This is a genomic window from Mucilaginibacter sp. (assembly GCF_965200995.1).
Classification (GTDB): Bacteria; Bacteroidota; Bacteroidia; order Sphingobacteriales; family Sphingobacteriaceae; genus Mucilaginibacter.
The window spans coordinates 3666494-3683709 of the sequence record NZ_OZ241743.1; the positions used below are offsets into that span (position 1 = coordinate 3666494).

Here is a 17216-nt window from a genome sequence, read left to right on the forward strand (position 1 = left end):
CAGGTATTGTTAGTGCTGTTTATCATATTACATTATCAAAAATAAAATGGAAAAGAAAGTTAGCTATAAGGAAACATTTTCAGTTGGGGGCGATATTGAAGTTAAACGCCTGGGCTATGGTGCAATGCGTATTACAGGTAAGGGGATCTGGGGCCCTCCCGCTAACCATCAGCAATCCGTAAGCGTATTGAAAAAAGCGGTAGAACTGGGTGTTAACTTTATAGACACCGCAGACAGCTATGGGCCAAATGTGTCTGAAGAATTGATTGCTGAAGCGCTGTACCCGTATAATGATGACCTGCTGATTGCTACTAAAGGCGGCTTGTTACGTACCGGGCCCGACCAATGGCCGGTGGATGCCAGCCCTGAGCATTTAAAGGAAGCTTTGGAAGGCAGCTTAAAGCGGTTAAAAACAGAACAAATCGATTTGTATCAGTTGCACCGCATTGATGATAAAGTACCTGTAGAAAAAACCTTTGAGTTTTTAAAGCAAGCCCAGCAGGATGGTAAAGTGAAACACTTAGGCTTATCTGAAGTATCTGTGGAAGACATTAGAAAGGCACAGCAGTATTTTGAAGTGGTATCGGTGCAGAATATGTACAGTATCGACAATCGTAAATGGGAGCCGGTGCTGCAATACTGCGAGCAAAACAATATCGCTTTTATTCCGTGGTACCCCTTAGGCGGCGGCAACATGAAAGCGCAGAATGCGCTGCAACACATCGCTGATAAAAACGGCGCAACGGTACATCAGGTAGCTTTAAGCTGGTTGCTACACCATTCGGATAATATATTGCTTATACCTGGAACATCCAGTGAAGCGCACCTGGATGAAAACATGAAGACCGGATCTATACAACTAACGGAGCAGGATATGCAGCAACTGGATAACATCAGTTAATCATATCCGCCGGCAGAAAGACAAAAGTGTTTGTTAAGTAGATCGGGATGGCAGGTAACTGTCATCCCGTTTTTTTATTCAATAACGGCCAGCTTAAAAGGCTTTACATCTACTGTTTCCCACACTTTTTGGGTAACGTAGGGTTCATTCCTCTTCCAGGCTTCCAGTTCTTCGTCGCTCTCAAACTGCATCATCATTACTGAGCCTATCATTGTTCCTTCACCATTTAATATGGCTCCTCCCTGTAAATAACGGCCTTTTTCCTTTAATTCCCTGGCATTGTCCAGGTGATGCGGCCGGGCGTTCATGCGGCGCTCATTGGCACCGCTATCTGTATAATCATACCCGGTAATTAAATACTGCTTCATGGTAAATAACGTTTTTTTATAATCTGATTTTTGCAGATGGCTTCAAGTCAAACATAATAAAAGTAAACGAAAATTATTGTAATTACCTTTATTTATGCTGAACAAGTACTGCAACAAACCTTATATTTAGGATGATGTGCAATACCTCATTGGAAGCAAACTTCAATATTAATTTACAATATTTGTCAATAATACAATTAACTTATGACCATAGACCAGCTACAGGCCACCTTTATACAACAGTACGGGCAACCTGCGCAATACGTTTACTTTTGCCCAGGCAGGGTTAACCTGATAGGCGAGCATATTGATTACAATGGCGGATTGGTGATGCCTTGTGCTATAGATATGGGAACCTGGTTACTGATAGCGCCCAATACCAAAAGTACCCTGCAACTCAGCAGTATCAATTTCGACGAGAAAGCCGGCATTGCGGTAAGTAACTTTTATATCAAACAAGGTAAAAGCTGGTACAATTATCCCCTGGGCGCATTCCATTACTTTGCAGCAGAAGGCCACACGCCTGACACAGGGCTGGATTTGCTGTACTTCGGAAACTTGCCGGTAGGCTCGGGCCTGTCTTCTTCTGCATCTATAGAAATGGTTACGGCATTCGCCTTAAATGATTTAACTGGTGCCGGTTACTCAAAAACCGATTTAGTTAAACTGACAAAAAAGGTAGAAAATGATTTTATTGGTGTAAGCACTGGAGTGATGGACCAGTTTGCTGTTGCCTATGGTGAAAAGGATAAGGCTATACAACTGAACTGTGAAAATTTAGATTACAAACTGGTTGACATTAAACTGAAGGAATACCAACTGGCCGTCATCAACACCAATAAGCCGCGCAACTTGGCTGAATCAAAGTACAACGAGCGGGTAAGCGAGTGCCAGCAGGCATTAAAACAGTTACAGCAAGAATTAGCCGTTGATTATCTTTGTGCAATTACGCCTGCGCAATATCAGGAACATGAGCATTTAATTACCGATGTTGTTGTACGCAAACGCGCGCAACATGTAATAGAGGAGAATGACCGCGTTAAACATGCTGCCGAATATTTGTTTAACGGTGATTTGACCGCGTTTGGATCGTTAATGTATCAATCCCACCAATCCCTGCAGACGCTGTACGAAGTGAGCGGCAGGGAATTAGATTCCATTGTTGATTTTTGCCGGCAGTACGATGGTGTAATTGGCGCCCGCATGACGGGGGCCGGCTTTGGCGGTTGCGCAATAGCGTTGGTAAAAAGCGATACCTTCGATGATTTTGAAGCAAAACTGGTTACATACTACACGCAGCAAATTGGTTATGCGCCTGCTGTATACCGCACCGCAGTTGCCCGGGGCGTACATCAAATCAGCGCTTAACCCCAAACAATTGAATTGGTGATGAGCCTGATTTATCATCGGTAGCATATAAATGTGGCATGCAAAAACTCAAATTAGAAGAACTCAACCGGTTAAGCGTTGCTGATTTTAAGGAACACGCGAAATTAAATGTTACCGTAATACTGGATAATGTTCGCAGCCTGCATAATGTAGGTTCAATATTTCGTACCTGTGATGGCTTTGCGGTTGAAAACATCATACTTTGCGGCATTACCGGTCAGCCTCCGCACCGCGAAATTGAGAAAACGGCTTTAGGGGCTACACAATCTGTAGAATGGAAATATGCAAACCACACGCTGGATGCGGTGCAGCAACTTAAAACCGAAGGCTACCAGATTATAGCCATTGAGCAGGCACACCAGAGTATCATGCTGAATACCTATCAGCCGCAAAAGAATGAGCGCTACGCACTCATTTTTGGCAATGAAGTAAACGGGGTAGATGAACAAGTAATGCAGCACATTGATGCCTGCATCGAGATTCCTCAATTCGGCACCAAGCATTCATTTAATGTTGTAGTATCTGCCGGTATAGTGCTTTGGGATTTTTATTCCAAATTAACTTTAGCCTGAATTATCTTATCCTGCACGGTCGAGCCCCTTTTTGAGCACCTTGCTTTTAAAAACCGTTTTTACAATATCACCCAAAGCGCTTATCGTGTTCTTTGTTTCCTTAACCATACTATTCGGCTCGAAAAAACGGGTATAAGTTTTTTCATCCCAGGGCTTGGTGAATATGTCATAATAATACTGGTCCTGCGGATTAACAATAATTTCAATACCATCACTCCACTCATAATTATTGGTAATGAAGGTGGGATGTGTACGGCACATAATTTTATAGCCCATAGAATGCTTGGGCAGGTAATCCAAAAAGAAGTCGCCAAAATCCTGCTGTGGTTTAAAGCCAATTACTTCTTTATCATACATCACCAGCTTTCCGTCAATATCCTGTATCAGCCACTTATGTGAAGCTTTTGGAATCAGGTATTCACCCAACAGTGACGGGGTTTCCATATATCCGCGTTTTGATACCCTGGCAATCTCGCTTACAAAGCTGTGAGGATCGTCTACATGTTCAAGTACATGGCAGCAAGTACTATAGTCGAACTCTTTATCATTAAAGGGCAAACGCTCGCCATCGGCGCAGATGAATTGCTGGTTGTTATAAACGTATACATTACCGCTGCGGTGGGTGTTATCATTGGCATCGTACTTGTCTACCACTACATTTGCCCGGGGATGCGGATTGTGGCCTCCGCCTACATCAAGCACGCGGTCAGACTTTTTTATATTTAAGGTATGGCGGTTTTTAGGTGTACCTGTCTTCATCTATAAAATATTCAGCTTTTAAAAGTAGTAAAAAATATAGCTATAAATAAAACTCAGCGCTCTGAAAAATATTCAACATCATTTTTTATCAGGCTGGTGTAACACATTACACCACAGTAAATGTTAAAAGATTATGGCAAAATTTATTGAACTTATTGATGTAAACAACCGCAACACGTTAATTAATGTGGAGCACATCACCTCCGTAGTTATTTATACCGATCCTCAGGAAATAGTAAGGGTATACCTGAATGGTGATAACGAGTCTTTTATTACCATTAAAGAATCGTATAACGAATTAAAGGAAATGTTAAAGGCAGTTACTGAAGTTAACGCCGGTTAAAAACGCGCCTGCCGTTTGCATAATAAACTGCAGGCGCACCAATACCCCTATAAAATGTGCGCAGTAAAATCCTGCCGGCATTTATGAAAACATTTCGTAAGTACTAACGGCATCCTTGGTTTCCAGTGCGGAATGCCCCATTAGAAACTCATCTACCTTACGGGCAGCCTCCCGGCCTTCTGATATTGCCCATACTACCAAAGATTGCCCCCGGCGCATATCACCGCAGGCAAATACCTTACTTACATTTGTACGGTAGGCACCTTCTGCCGCTTTTACGTTTTTTCGTTCATCCAGCTCCAGGCCCAGGCTTTCCAGCATACCGGTGTATTGCGGGTGAAGAAAGCCCATAGCTAAAAATACCAGCTCACAAGGCAATTCGCGTTCTGAGTCTTCAACCTCTGCAAACTTAACAGGGCGGTTTAAAAAATCGGTTTCCCAGGTTACATCAGCTATTTTAATAGCTTTCAGGTTGCCGTTATCATCGCCTATAAATGCCTTGGTGTTAACCCCCCAGTGGCGGTTACAGCCTTCTTCGTGCGAGGAGCTGATTTTCAGCACCATAGGGTACGATGGCCAGGGCATGTGAGCGGTACGCTGCTGTGGCGGCTGTACCATTAGCTCAAACTGTGTTACCGAGGCCGCACCCTGCCGGTTGGAAGTACCCACACAATCAGAACCCGTATCGCCGCCGCCAATCACAATTACATGCTTGCCGGTGGCTGTAATTTCCTCGGCTTTTACCTGCAAGTTGCTTACCCGCTTGTTTTGCTGCTTCAGAAAATCCATCGCAAAATATATTCCCTTTAACTCACGGCCCGGTGCAGGCAAATTGCGCGGTATGGTTGAACCGCCTGCCATCACCACGGCATCGTAATTGCGCGTTAGGTCATCGGCAGGTATATCTTTGCCGATTTCGGTATTGCACCTAAACTTTACACCGTCTTCTTCCATTAGCTGTACACGGCGGTCAATTACCCATTTTTCCAGCTTAAAGTCCGGTATGCCATACCGGAGCAAACCACCCGGCCGGTCATCACGTTCATATACGGTAACTTCGTGCCCTGCCTTTATCAACTGCGCAGCAGCAGCCAGGCCGGCCGGCCCTGAACCTACCACTGCCGTCTTTTTGCCGGTTTTGATTAATGGCGCCGAAGGTTTAACCAGGTTTTTCTGGAAAGCGATTTCAATGATATGCTTTTCAATTTCCTCTATGGTTACCGGTGGTTTGTTGATGCCCAGCACACAGGCCGATTCGCATGGCGCGGGACAAATGCGCCCGGTAAACTCCGGAAAGTTGTTGGTAGATGATAATATCTGGTATGCCTCCTCCCAGTCTTCCTGATAGACGGCATCGTTAAACTCAGGTATCACATTACCTAAAGGGCACCCCGAATGGCAGAAAGGAACACCGCAGTCCATACAACGCGCCGACTGATGGTTCAGCTGCTCGGGCGTATACAGGTGTACAAACTCACTGTAGTTCTTTATACGTTCGGCCGGGCTGTCTTTTTTGGGCAGCTCGCGGTTATATTCCTGAAATCCTGTAACTTTTCCCATAAATTAATTAGAGCTTAAGCTGTGTAACTGTTGCTGTAATACGCGCTTGTATTCTTTAGGAAATACTTTCACAAAGTGAAGCTTTGTGCTATCCCAATCATTTAACAGGCGTTGTGCCACCTGGCTGCCGGTAAGTTGCAGATGCTTGCGCAGCAGCGTTAATATCTGTTCTTTGTCTTCTGCAATCAAATTGTCCAAATCTACCATCTCAGTATTGCAATTCGCCGGCAGTTCCTGCTGCGGGTCATATACCCATGCAATACCGCCGCTCATGCCTGCGGCAAAGTTTCTGCCCGTTTTGCCTAAAATTAAAGCCCGGCCGCCGGTCATGTATTCACAGCCATGATCGCCAACGCCTTCTACCACCGCCGTTGCGCCCGAGTTACGTACCGCAAAACGTTCGCCGGCCATACCACGTACAAACAATTCGCCCGAGGTTGCGCCGTATAAGGCCACATTACCGATGATCATATTGTTTTCCGGTACAAACGTGGCTCCATTAGCCGGATAGATGGCAAGCTCAGCGCCGGAAAGACCTTTGCCTACATAGTCATTTGCTTCACCCTCAAGTTCAAAAGATAGTCCTTTAACTGAAAAGGCGCCAAAGCTTTGCCCTGCTGACCCTGAAAACTTATAGTTGATGGTATGGGGAGCCAGGCCGGATGCCCCAAACTTTTTGGTAATCTCGTTGGATAACAGTGTCCCTACCGTACGGTCGGTATTCTTGATTTCAAAAGAACCATACACCGGGGCGGCATCATTTAATGCGGGTTGCGCCTGTTCCAGTAAACGCCAGTCCAGTATATCGCTCATGCCATGATCCTGCTGTTCGCTGTTGTACAGGGTTGCTCCCTTTACGTTGGTTACCGGGTGCAGCATACCGCTAAGGTCAATTTTTCTTGCTTTCCAGCTGGTGATGTTATCCTTGATCTTCAAAAACTGCACACGCCCAACCATCTCATTTATGGTACGGAAACCCAGTTCGGCCATTACTTCGCGCAGCTCCTGCGCCATAAAAGTAAACAGGCTCACCACATGCTCAGGTTTGCCGGTAAAGAGTTTACGCAGTTCGGGGTCTTGCGTGGCTACCCCTACCGGGCAGGTGTTAAGGTGGCATTTACGCATCATTATGCATCCGCCTGCTACCAGCGCGGCGGTAGCCACGCCCCATTCTTCGGCACCCAACAAGGCGGCAATGGCCAGATCCCTGCCGGTTTTCATTTGCCCGTCTGCCTGTAATACTACGCGGCTGCGCAGCTTGTTACGCACCAGGGTTTGATGAGCCTCGCTTAAACCTAACTCCCACGGCAGGCCGGCATGTTTAACCGAACTGATGGGCGATGCACCGGTGCCGCCGTCATAACCGGCTATCAGTATTACATCGGCATGGGCCTTGGCTACACCGGCGGCGATGGTACCTACGCCAGCCTTTGAAACCAGTTTAACGTTGATACGTGCTGCCCGGTTGGCGTTTTTTAAATCGAATATAAGCTGTGCTAAATCTTCAATAGAATAAATATCATGGTGCGGCGGCGGCGATATCAAACCCACGCCGGGCGTAGAGTGCCTTGTTTTGGCAATCCAGGCATCTACCTTGTGCCCCGGCAGTTGCCCGCCTTCGCCCGGTTTTGCGCCCTGTGCCATCTTGATCTGCAGTTCATCGGCATTGGTTAAGTAATGCGAGGTTACCCCGAAACGTGCCGAAGCGATCTGCTTGATGGCCGAACGCATAGAGTCGCCGTTTTCCATGCGCTCAAACCGCATCGGGTCTTCCCCGCCCTCGCCGGTGTTGCTCTTGCCGCCTATGCGGTTCATGGCAATAGCCAGCAGGCTGTGCGCCTCGTGTGATATAGAGCCGAAAGACATAGCACCGGTAGCAAAACGCTTAAAAATGCTTTCCACAGGCTCTACTTCATCAATGGAAACAGATTCGCGGTGATGGGCAAAGTCCAGCAGCCCCCGTATGGTATAATGTTTTTGCGATTGCTCGTTAACTAAAGCCGCATACTTCTTATATACTTCGTAATTATTTGTCCGGGTGGCATGTTGCAGTAAATGAATGGTTTCAGGATTAAACAGGTGTGCCTCTCCCCTGCGTTTCCACTGATAGATACCGCCCTCGGGCAACAGCTTAACTTTTTCTTTTGAGTAACTGAAACCCATACGGTGCTTGCACAAAGCTTCGCGGGCCAGTTCATCCAACCCCAATCCTCCAATGCGGCTTACGGCACCGGTAAAATAGCGGTCTACCACCTGCTTGTTGATGCCCAAAATTTCAAACACCTGCGAGCCATGATAGGATTGCAGGGTGGAAATACCCATTTTAGAGAAAATTTTGAGCAAGCCGTCACAAACGGCTTTTACATAATTTTTCTCCAGTTTCTCTAAATCGTAATCTGTGCGCAAATCGCCGCCGGCCTTTGCCGTATCAATAGTAGATAGTGCCAGATACGGGTTGATGGCGCTTGCCCCGAATGCCAGCAGGCAGGCAAAATGATGTACTTCCCATACATCGCCGGCCTCGGCCACAATGCCTACCGAGCCGCGGCACCCCATCTTGATCAAATGGTGATGCACCGCCGATACCGCCAGTAATGAGGGAATGGGCGCGTGTTCAGAGTCGATGGAACGGTCTGATAAGATGAGTACTTCAAAGCCATCATCAACGGCATCCTCGGCGTAGCGGCATAAACGCTGCAAGCCTTTTTCCAGCGAACCGGGCTGGCCATCGGCCTTAAAGTAAGTGTACAAGGTTTTGGCATGAAACAAACCCGTATCAATACTGCGCAGTTTTTCCAGCTGATGGTTGCGCAATACCGGGTGCTTAAGCATTACGCTATGGCAATGCATCTTATCTTCATCCAGTAAATTGCCGTTGTTGCCGATAAAAGTGGCTAAACTCATAATCAGCCGCTCCCTGATGGGATCAATAGGCGGATTGGTTACCTGTGCAAAAAACTGCTTAAAGTAACTGGAAATATGCTGGGGCTTATCGGAAAGGATAGCAAGCGGCACATCGGTTCCCATAGAGCCAATCGGCTCCTTACCCTCCAGCGCCATCGGCTTAATGATGGTATCTAAATCTTCCCGGGTATAACCAAACACTTCCTGGTAACGGAATACCGCATCTGACGACAGGCTGGCAAATGCCAAACGGGGCGCTGCCAGATCATCCAGCTTAATCTTGTAATTTTCCAGCCACTGGCCATAGGGCTGTTGTGAGGTGATCTGCCTTTTGATTTCCTCATCGGCTATGATACGGCCCTTAACGGTATCAATCAGCAGCATCTTCCCCGGCTGCAGCCGGCCCTTCATCAGGATGGTTTCGGGCTGCAAGGGCAGCACGCCGGCTTCGGATGCGGCGATTACGCGGCCATCATTAGTAACTACATAGCGCAGCGGGCGCAGGCCGTTACGGTCAAGCAGGGCTCCTACTAATTGCCCATCGGTAAAAGTAATGGCCGCCGGGCCGTCCCAGGGTTCCATTATAGTGGCATGATACTCGTAAAACGCTTTCTTGATTGGGTCCATCTGCTCGTTGCCGTCCCAGGCTTCGGGTACCAGCATCATCATCACATGCGGTAATGAGCGGCCGCTATGCAGCAGAATTTCAATGATGTTATCCAAACAGGCCGAATCGCTTTGGTTATTATCAATTACCGGCAACAGCATCTCCATCTCATCCTTGGTGAAATACGGCGAAGCCAGTGATTTTACACCTGAATAAAACCAGTTGAGGTTACCGGTTAAGGTATTAATTTCGCCATTATGGGCAATCAGCCGGAAAGGCTGTGCCAGCTTCCACGAAGGAAATGTATTGGTAGAAAACCGGGAATGTATCATGGCGAACCCGGTAACCAGCCGCTCATCGGCTAAATCCTGGTAGTACCTGCGCAACTGATAGGTGGTTACCTGCCCCTTATAAATAATGGTTTTGCAAGACAGCGAAGTAAAGTAAAAATATTCGGCTGCCGCTTTCAGCGTTTCATTGGTAAGTTTACTGATGTAACGGCGCAGCACATACAACTTCCGCTCAAAGCTTTCGGCATCTGTTACATAATTAGGCTTTTGTATAAATACCTGCTCCACATCGGGTTCAGCCTGCCGTGCAGTTTCACCAATAACAGTGGTATCAACCGGAACCTTACGAAAGCCTAACAGCTGTAATCCTAACCTATCAATTGCACTGCTAATGATGGTACGGCATGCTTTTTTAAGCGCAGAATCTTTAGGAAAGAATATCATTCCTACCCCATACTCTCCCGGCTCAGGCAAACTGATTTCCAGGTTGGCGCATTCCTCCATCAGAAACTCATGCGGTAGCTGCAATAAAACACCGGCACCGTCGCCGCTGTCGGGGTCGCAGCCGCAGGCGCCGCGATGCTCCATGTTTTCGAGCATGGTAAGCGCATCGTGCAGAATGCGGTGCTGTTTATGGCCGTCTATATTGGTAATAAAGCCTGTTCCGCAGGAATCATGTTCAAACTCCGGGCGATATAGCCCCTGCTGGTCACATTCAGTTGATAACATTTGGGAAACAACCGGTTGATAGAAACGGTGTAACTACGAATATACCAAAACACAAAATGAATTATAAGTATCAAATAATTTTTTGCTGAAATGATAAATTTTTGATAAGAAAAAGGCTGTAAATTTTCATAATTGCAATATAAGTGTAAGTTGAGCCTGTTTTAATGCGCCCGTATCTGACTTGGTTTGATTAAGTTTGCAACTTATTGATAGTAATGACGACTAAAAGTAAAGCCGTATTCCTGGACCGCGACGGTGTGCTAAACCGCGAAATGGGCGACTATGTGTGCCGGTTTGAAGACTTTCATGTTCTTGAACACAATTTTGAAGCCTTAAAGGAATTGCAGGACCGCGGTTACCTGTTGATTGTAGCCACCAACCAGGGCGGCTTAGACAAAAAATGGTACACCGAAGCGCAATTGGCCGAAATGCACGAACACCTGAAAAATACCTGCGCCCGGCATGGCATTACATTTACTGATATTTACTATTGCCCGCACCATCCGAATTTTACCGGCGAGTGCGATTGCCGCAAACCCAAGCCAGGTATGCTGCTGCGTGGTATAGCTCAGTATAATATTGACCCGGCCGCCTCTTATTTTATTGGCGACCGCGAACGTGATGTGGAAGCAGGCGAGGCAGCCGGTGTAACCGGCATCCTAATCAACAGCGATCAGCCCATCAGCGAAGTTTTACACCTGATCCGGTAATCAGGCTGCATATATTCTGTAATGCGCTTATGCAGCACTGCGCCAATTCGCCCAAAGTGTAACATTTACCCCAACAAAATAAATAATGCTTTGTATTTACACTGGTCTGCCTATATTTGCGGCAGCTCTCCGAAAGAAGTTAGCTATATATAAATGAACGGTTTACACATCCATCAACTGCATTTGCACCATCGCCCCTGCGGCGATTAAGATGATGTATGGTTCTACGCGAACTTACCTGCCCGTTGGTATATATAGTATAATTTAATTATTCCCCTTGTGAAAACACTTAAAATTGCCATCCAGAAATCTGGCCGGCTTAATGAAAAGTCTGTTGAATTGTTAAAGAATTGCGGACTCAGCTTCGAAAATTATAAAAGCTCCTTAATTTCCCCGGTTTCCAACTTTCCGCTCGAAATCCTTTTTCTGCGCGATGATGACATCCCCGAATACGTACAGGATGGCATAGCCGACCTCGGTATTGTGGGCGAAAACGTGATACAGGAAACGCAGGTATCGGTAAACTACCTCCAGCGATTAGGCTTCGGCAAATGTTCGTTAAAGATCGCGGTACCCAACAATAGCGGTATCGATGATATCAGTCAGCTTAACGGTAAATCGATTGCTACCTCCTACCCGGCTATCCTGAGCAAGTTTTTAACGCAGCACGAAATTCAGGCTGACATACGTACCATTTCGGGGTCGGTAGAGATTTCACCGGGTTTAGGGTTGAGTGATGCCATCTGCGATCTGGTTTCAACTGGCGGCACCTTGAAAAGCAACGGTTTAAAACCCTTTGCCGATGTAATGTCGTCTGAAGCGGTACTTATCGGGCGCGATGAACTGTCAGCCAACGACCTGGTGATTGAACTGATACAACGCATACAGTCGGTGCTGAGGGCCAAAGAAACCAAGTATGTGGTGTTAAATGCGCCCAAAGATCAGTTAGCGCAGATCATCGCCTTGCTGCCCGGTGTGAAAAGCCCATCAGTAGTGCCTTTAGCCGAGGCGGGCTGGGTAGCGGTGCATACCGTAATTCCTGAACGCGACTTTTGGGACCGCATCAGCCAGTTAAAACAGGCAGGCGCGCAAGGCATAGTGGTAATGCCCATCGAAAAAATCATCTTGTAATTAACAACAGTTGAGCCTGACTAATTAAACAAGTGATGTTGAAAACCTACAACTACCATACGCTGGATGCCGAAGCCCTGCAGCAGCTTACACAACGTAATACTGATACGGGTAACGAGATACGCGATACCGTAGAACAGATTCTGGCCCGGGTAAAACAGTATGGTGATAAAGCCCTGATGGAATATGCAGAACAACTGGATAAGGTAACCCTTGCTAAGCTGTACCTGGATGAAGCAGAACTGGCGGACATTGCTTCTGCCCTGCTGCCCTACCAGAAGGAAGCGCTTGATGTGGCCTACCGCAACATTTATGCTTTTCATCAAACGCAGCTGAAAGCGGAGGATAAAGTGGAAACCATGCCGGGGGTAACCTGCTGGCGCGAGGTAAGACCTGTTGAAAAGGTGGGTTTATATATTCCGGGGGGTACGGCGGTACTGCCCAGTACCTTTCTGATGCTGGGGATACCTGCCCGTATAGCCGGCTGTCATGAGCTTATTGTGTGTTCTCCTCCGCAAAAGAATGGTAAGGTGAACGCCTTTATTGCTTACGTAGCACTGCTGCTAAAGGTAAAAAAGGTATACCTGGCAGGCGGCGCCCAGGCCATTGCGGCTATGGCCTACGGCACAGAAAGCATTACTAAAGCTGACAAGATATTCGGCCCTGGAAACCAGTTTGTTACCAAAGCCAAAACCATTATACAAAGCACTACCGTTACGGCGATAGATATGCCTGCGGGGCCTTCCGAAGTGCTGATTATAGCAGATGATAGCGCTACCCCGGCCTACGTAGCTGCTGATCTGCTGGCGCAGGCCGAGCATGGCGTTGATAGTCAAACCGTACTGGTATCTACCTCTGCGCAGTTAATTGAACAGACGAACGCGGAGCTTGAACGGCAACTTGCAGTTTTACCCCGTGCGGAGATTGCTGCCAAGGCTATAGAAAATTCTTATGCTGTGCTTGTGGATGATCTGAACACCGCAATGCAGTTCAGTAACCTTTACGCCCCGGAACACCTGATATTGTCAACTGAAGCATGGCAGGAACTGGTTCCTAAAATCATCAATGCCGGCTCAGTATTCCTGGGTAACCTGACCCCGGAGAGTGCAGGCGATTACGCTTCCGGCACTAACCATACCCTGCCTACAAGCGCTTATGCCAAAGCTTATTCAGGCGTTTCCGTTGACTCTTTTGTGAAGAAGATCACCTTTCAGCATCTATCGCCGGAGGGCATCAAAATTTTAGGGCCAACGGTTGAAGTGCTGGCCGAGCTGGAGGGATTGCATGCACACAAGAATGCAGTAAGCATCAGGTTAAATAATATTCAATAAGGTATAGGAGACATCAGCCATGTTCGATATTAATCAACTGCTCAGAGAGAACATAAAAAGTTTAAAACCCTATTCGTCAGCACGTGATGAATATAAGGGCGAAGCAAGCATTTACCTGGATGCGAATGAAAACGCATACGGCTCACCGCTGGATACGCCCTATAACCGCTACCCCGACCCGCTGCAGCATAAAGTAAAGCTGCGCCTGAGCGAGATTAAAGGAGTGCCGCCGCGGAATATCTTTTTAGGCAACGGCAGTGATGAAGCGATTGACCTGTTGTTCCGTAGCTTTTGCAATCCCGCGGTAGATAATGTGATACTGGTACCGCCAACCTACGGTATGTATGAGGTATCAGCCAATATAAATGATGTAGCCATTAAGCGCGTGCCGCTTACTACCGAGTATCAGCTCAACCTGGAAGGAATTGCCGAAGCCATTGACAAAAACACCAAGCTTATATTTATCTGCTCACCCAATAACCCTACCGGTAATTCCATCAACCGGAAAGATATTGAAACCATATTGGCCAACTTTAACGGCATTGTGGTGGTGGATGAAGCCTATATTAATTTCAGCCGCCAGAAAAGCTTTATTCAGGAACTTACAGAATATAGCAACCTGGTGGTATTGCAAACTTTATCAAAAGCCTGGGGGCTGGCCGGTTTGCGTTTGGGGATGGCTTTCGCCAGTGAAGAGATCATTGAAGTGCTGAATAAGGTTAAGCCTCCCTACAATATCAACGATGCCACACAACATTTAGCACTCCAAGCTTTGCAGCAGGTTAACCTTGTAAACAGCTGGATTACTGATACCTTAAAGGAGCGCGATATTTTGGTGAAGAACCTGACCAAATTTAATTTTGTGTTAGATATCTATCCTTCGGATGCAAATTTTATTCTGGTAAAGACTACCAGTCCCAAAGCCATTTATGATTTTCTGGTAACGCATGGCATCATCGTTCGCGACCGGTCAAAAATAGAATTATGCGAGGGTGCGTTACGGATAACCATTGGTCGCCCCGAAGAAAATGAACAATTGATCAACGCTTTACAACAGTACAATGAAGCCTAAAAAAGTATTGTTTATCGACCGCGACGGCACCATGATTACCGAGGTGGCCGATGAACAGATCGACTCCTTTGAAAAGCTTACTTTTTATCCCGGCTGCCTGCAGTACCTGCCGCGTATCGCAAAGGAATTATATTATGAGCTGGTGATGGTTACCAATCAGGACGGCCTGGGTACCATCAGCCATCCCGATGAAAACTTTTGGCCTGTACAGGAACTGGTTATAAAGACCTTCGCCGGCGAGGGGGTAAAATTTGAGGCGGTGCATATCGACCGTACCTTTCCTGCAGACCATGCCAGCACCCGGAAGCCGGGCACCGGTATGCTTACCGCCTACCTGGATGCAACGCTTTACAACCTTGCCGGGTCTTATATAATAGGCGACCGCAAGAACGATGTACTGCTGGCAAAAAACCTGGGCGCAAAAGCAATTTGGCTGAACAATAACAGTAACCTGGGTAACCGTGAATTTACAGAGGAGGAAACAAAAGCCATACAACAAACCGTGGCGCTGGAAACCACCGACTGGCAGCAGATCTATGAATTTTTAAAATTAGGCACACGCCAGGTTGAACACAGGCGCACTACCAAGGAAACCGACATCTATATTAAGGTTAACCTGGATGGCACCGGCAAAGCTAAAGTAAGCACAGGGCTGCATTTCTTTGACCATATGCTCGACCAGATTGCACGCCATGGCAGTATTGATCTGGAGGTAACCGCAAAAGGCGATCTGCACATTGATGAGCACCATACTATTGAAGATACCGGCATCGCTTTGGGCGAAGTGTTTGCTACGGCTTTGGGCGATAAACGCGGCATAGAGCGCTATGGTTTCTGCCTGCCGATGGATGATTGCCTGGCCCAGGCGGCCATTGATTTTGGCGGCCGCAACTGGCTGATGTGGGAAGCAAATTTTAAACGTGAAAAGGTGGGCGATATGCCTACCGAAATGTTTTACCACTTTTTTAAATCGTTTTCTGATGCCGCTAAATGCAACCTGAACATCAAGGCTGAAGGCGTTAACGAGCATCATAAGATCGAGGCTATATTTAAGGCGTTTGCCAAAGCAATAAAAATGGCCGTAAAGCGCGATGCCGATAAAATGGTTTTACCCAGCACCAAAGGCGTATTATGACCATCAACGAAATTGACACCGGTAACAAATCCGCTTATGAACAGCCTGCGGGTGCCGGAAAGCAGCGCATCGGCATTATACGTTATGGCGCCGGTAACATCTTCTCCTTAACCGCCGCGCTCGACCGGTTGAACATTAGTTATGGAATGATTGACCGGCAGACGGATTTTGGTTTGTATGACCGCTATATCATTCCGGGCGTAGGCCATGCCGGTGCCGCCATGCACAAACTGCAGTATAGTGGTATGGTGCCCGAAATTTTGGCGTTGAAAAAACCCACACTGGGCATTTGTGTAGGTATGCAGCTGCTTACCGCCCACTCGGAGGAAGGCAATGCCGAGCTTCTGAACATTGTGCCGCTTAACACTAAGCGGTTTAACGATAATGAGCATTATAAAGTACCCCACACCGGGTGGAACCAGGTAGAAGTAGTAAACGAAAATCCTTTATTTCAAAACATTCCATCGGGTTCTTACTTCTATTTTGTACATTCTTATTATATTGAGCACAATGCTGCATATACTATAGCTTCAACAGCGTATAGTTTAAACTTTTCGGCGGCAGTGTGCGCCGGTAATTTTTACGGTGTTCAGTTTCATCCCGAAAAGTCGGGCAAATACGGCGAAACGCTGTTGACAAATTTTTCAAAATTATAGTACGTATGTACATTATTCCAGCAATAGACATCCTTAACAAGAAAGTAGTACGCCTGCGTGAGGGCGATTATGAACAGGTAACGCAATACGACGTTACCCTTGAGGAAATGATTGAGCGCTACCAGTCATACGGTACCGATTTTATCCACATAATTGATTTAAACGGCGCTAAAGGCGATTTTAGCAACCAGCAGTACTTGTTTGAGGTGATCAAGCAAACCAAAATGAAAGTACAGTATGGCGGCGGCGTACGGAGCATTGATAAGGTAAAGGAACTTACCGATGCCGGTATCCACCGGGTAATTGTAGGTACGCAAGCCATCACCAACCCTACCTTTTTAGATGAACTGAGCGCTTTGATGTGCGGTAAAACCAAATGCTCTGATCAGGTAGTGGTAGCCATTGATGTACTGGATGAAGTGATCAAGTATTCCGGCTGGATGGAAAGCTCACCGGTAAAACTGCTGGATTATGTAGACCGGTGCCTGCACCTGGGATTTTATCGTTTTTTATGCACCGATATTAATAAGGATGGTAAACTGGGCGGAGCAGGCGTTGAACTTTACAAAAAACTGCTGGACCATTCCCCTTTTATAAAACTGATTGCTTCAGGCGGGGTAAGCTCCATGCAGGATGTGGAACAGCTAAGCAAGATTAAGGTAGAATCATGCGTGGTTGGAAAGGCCATCTACGAAAACCGCATCAGCATTGAGGATGTGAAAAACTGGAATTTACAGGCTTTGATCTCTATTTAAGCGC

General features: G+C 46.8%; 15 protein-coding genes. 11 read left to right on the forward strand and 4 right to left on the reverse strand.

Translation table 11 applies throughout. The annotated features are described in order from the left end of the window. Positions 1-46 precede the first annotated feature (46 nt). The gene (locus ACY652_RS17115) at positions 47-901 is read left to right on the forward strand and encodes an aldo/keto reductase (protein WP_462265603.1); all 855 of its coding nucleotides are present in this window, start codon (positions 47-49) and stop codon (positions 899-901) included. A 74-nt stretch (positions 902-975) separates the two neighbouring features. Here ACY652_RS17115 and ACY652_RS17120 read toward each other — a convergent pair whose 3' ends face one another. Beyond that, complete coding sequence (locus tag ACY652_RS17120; protein ID WP_462265604.1) at positions 976-1269, reverse strand: YciI family protein; 294 nt, start codon at positions 1267-1269, stop codon at positions 976-978. 204 nt (positions 1270-1473) lie between these two features. Here ACY652_RS17120 and ACY652_RS17125 point away from each other — a divergent pair, with 204 nt between their 5' ends. Both ACY652_RS17125 and ACY652_RS17130 read left to right on the forward strand, forming a co-directional pair. Beyond that, the gene (locus ACY652_RS17125) at positions 1474-2637 is read left to right on the forward strand and encodes a galactokinase (RefSeq protein ID WP_462265605.1); all 1164 of its coding nucleotides are present in this window, start codon (positions 1474-1476) and stop codon (positions 2635-2637) included. Positions 2638-2696: 59 nt separating this feature from the next. After that, on the forward strand, positions 2697-3230 hold the full coding sequence (locus tag ACY652_RS17130) for an RNA methyltransferase (RefSeq protein WP_462265606.1): 534 nt from the start codon (positions 2697-2699) through the stop codon (positions 3228-3230). A gap of 6 nt (positions 3231-3236) precedes the next feature. Here the strand turns inward: ACY652_RS17130 and ACY652_RS17135 are convergent, their stop codons facing one another. Continuing rightward, complete coding sequence (locus ACY652_RS17135; protein WP_462265607.1) at positions 3237-3989, reverse strand: class I SAM-dependent methyltransferase; 753 nt, start codon at positions 3987-3989, stop codon at positions 3237-3239. A gap of 133 nt (positions 3990-4122) precedes the next feature. Between ACY652_RS17135 and ACY652_RS17140 the strand changes: the two genes are divergently transcribed. After that, positions 4123-4332 (forward strand): hypothetical protein, encoded by a 210-nt coding sequence (locus ACY652_RS17140; RefSeq protein ID WP_462265608.1) that lies wholly within the window; start codon positions 4123-4125, stop codon positions 4330-4332. An 81-nt stretch (positions 4333-4413) separates the two neighbouring features. Here ACY652_RS17140 and ACY652_RS17145 read toward each other — a convergent pair whose 3' ends face one another. Further along, positions 4414-5892, reverse strand: coding sequence for a glutamate synthase subunit beta (locus tag ACY652_RS17145; protein ID WP_462265609.1), 1479 nt, complete (start codon positions 5890-5892; stop codon positions 4414-4416). 3 nt (positions 5893-5895) lie between these two features. After that, on the reverse strand, positions 5896-10422 hold the full coding sequence (gltB, locus tag ACY652_RS17150; RefSeq protein ID WP_462265610.1) for a glutamate synthase large subunit: 4527 nt from the start codon (positions 10420-10422) through the stop codon (positions 5896-5898). A 215-nt stretch (positions 10423-10637) separates the two neighbouring features. Here gltB and ACY652_RS17155 point away from each other — a divergent pair, with 215 nt between their 5' ends. From ACY652_RS17155 to ACY652_RS17185, 7 genes are all read left to right on the forward strand, one after another. Beyond that, on the forward strand, positions 10638-11132 hold the full coding sequence (locus tag ACY652_RS17155) for a D-glycero-alpha-D-manno-heptose-1,7-bisphosphate 7-phosphatase (RefSeq protein WP_462265611.1): 495 nt from the start codon (positions 10638-10640) through the stop codon (positions 11130-11132). 279 nt (positions 11133-11411) lie between these two features. After that, positions 11412-12263 carry an ATP phosphoribosyltransferase gene (gene hisG / locus ACY652_RS17160; RefSeq protein WP_462265612.1) on the forward strand — a complete coding sequence of 284 codons (852 nt, stop codon included), beginning with the start codon at positions 11412-11414 and terminating at the stop codon, positions 12261-12263. A 35-nt stretch (positions 12264-12298) separates the two neighbouring features. Next, positions 12299-13594 carry a histidinol dehydrogenase gene (gene hisD / locus ACY652_RS17165; protein WP_462265613.1) on the forward strand — a complete coding sequence of 432 codons (1296 nt, stop codon included), beginning with the start codon at positions 12299-12301 and terminating at the stop codon, positions 13592-13594. Positions 13595-13613: 19 nt separating this feature from the next. Continuing rightward, positions 13614-14666, forward strand: coding sequence for a histidinol-phosphate transaminase (gene hisC, locus ACY652_RS17170; RefSeq protein ID WP_462265614.1), 1053 nt, complete (start codon positions 13614-13616; stop codon positions 14664-14666). Continuing rightward, a complete protein-coding gene (gene hisB / locus ACY652_RS17175; protein ID WP_462265615.1) occupies positions 14656-15801 on the forward strand; it encodes a bifunctional histidinol-phosphatase/imidazoleglycerol-phosphate dehydratase HisB in 1146 nt (381 codons plus the stop codon). Before hisC ends, hisB begins: the two co-directional genes overlap by 11 nt. Then, the gene (gene hisH, locus ACY652_RS17180) at positions 15798-16457 is read left to right on the forward strand and encodes an imidazole glycerol phosphate synthase subunit HisH (protein ID WP_462265616.1); all 660 of its coding nucleotides are present in this window, start codon (positions 15798-15800) and stop codon (positions 16455-16457) included. Before hisB ends, hisH begins: the two co-directional genes overlap by 4 nt. 5 nt (positions 16458-16462) lie before the next feature. Continuing rightward, on the forward strand, positions 16463-17212 hold the full coding sequence (locus ACY652_RS17185; protein ID WP_462265617.1) for a 1-(5-phosphoribosyl)-5-[(5-phosphoribosylamino)methylideneamino]imidazole-4-carboxamide isomerase: 750 nt from the start codon (positions 16463-16465) through the stop codon (positions 17210-17212). The last annotated feature ends 4 nt before the right edge of the window (positions 17213-17216 follow it).

Excerpts from the sequence above, each read along its gene's own strand:
- ACY652_RS17125 (WP_462265605.1), top strand. The coding sequence starts at position 1,474 with ATGACCATAGACCAGCTACAGGCCACCTTTATACAACAGTACGGGCAA.
- ACY652_RS17140 (WP_462265608.1), top strand. The coding sequence starts at position 4,123 with ATGGCAAAATTTATTGAACTTATTGATGTAAACAACCGCAACACGTTA.
- hisH (WP_462265616.1), top strand. The coding sequence starts at position 15,798 with ATGACCATCAACGAAATTGACACCGGTAACAAATCCGCTTATGAACAG.
- hisB (WP_462265615.1), top strand. The coding sequence starts at position 14,656 with ATGAAGCCTAAAAAAGTATTGTTTATCGACCGCGACGGCACCATGATT.
- hisC (WP_462265614.1), top strand. The coding sequence starts at position 13,614 with ATGTTCGATATTAATCAACTGCTCAGAGAGAACATAAAAAGTTTAAAA.
- ACY652_RS17115 (WP_462265603.1), top strand. The coding sequence starts at position 47 with ATGGAAAAGAAAGTTAGCTATAAGGAAACATTTTCAGTTGGGGGCGAT.
- ACY652_RS17120 (WP_462265604.1), bottom strand. The coding sequence starts at position 1,269 with ATGAAGCAGTATTTAATTACCGGGTATGATTATACAGATAGCGGTGCC.
- ACY652_RS17145 (WP_462265609.1), bottom strand. The coding sequence starts at position 5,892 with ATGGGAAAAGTTACAGGATTTCAGGAATATAACCGCGAGCTGCCCAAA.
- hisD (WP_462265613.1), top strand. The coding sequence starts at position 12,299 with ATGTTGAAAACCTACAACTACCATACGCTGGATGCCGAAGCCCTGCAG.
- ACY652_RS17155 (WP_462265611.1), top strand. The coding sequence starts at position 10,638 with ATGACGACTAAAAGTAAAGCCGTATTCCTGGACCGCGACGGTGTGCTA.
- ACY652_RS17135 (WP_462265607.1), bottom strand. The coding sequence starts at position 3,989 with ATGAAGACAGGTACACCTAAAAACCGCCATACCTTAAATATAAAAAAG.
- gltB (WP_462265610.1), bottom strand. The coding sequence starts at position 10,422 with ATGTTATCAACTGAATGTGACCAGCAGGGGCTATATCGCCCGGAGTTT.
- ACY652_RS17185 (WP_462265617.1), top strand. The coding sequence starts at position 16,463 with ATGTACATTATTCCAGCAATAGACATCCTTAACAAGAAAGTAGTACGC.
- ACY652_RS17130 (WP_462265606.1), top strand. The coding sequence starts at position 2,697 with ATGCAAAAACTCAAATTAGAAGAACTCAACCGGTTAAGCGTTGCTGAT.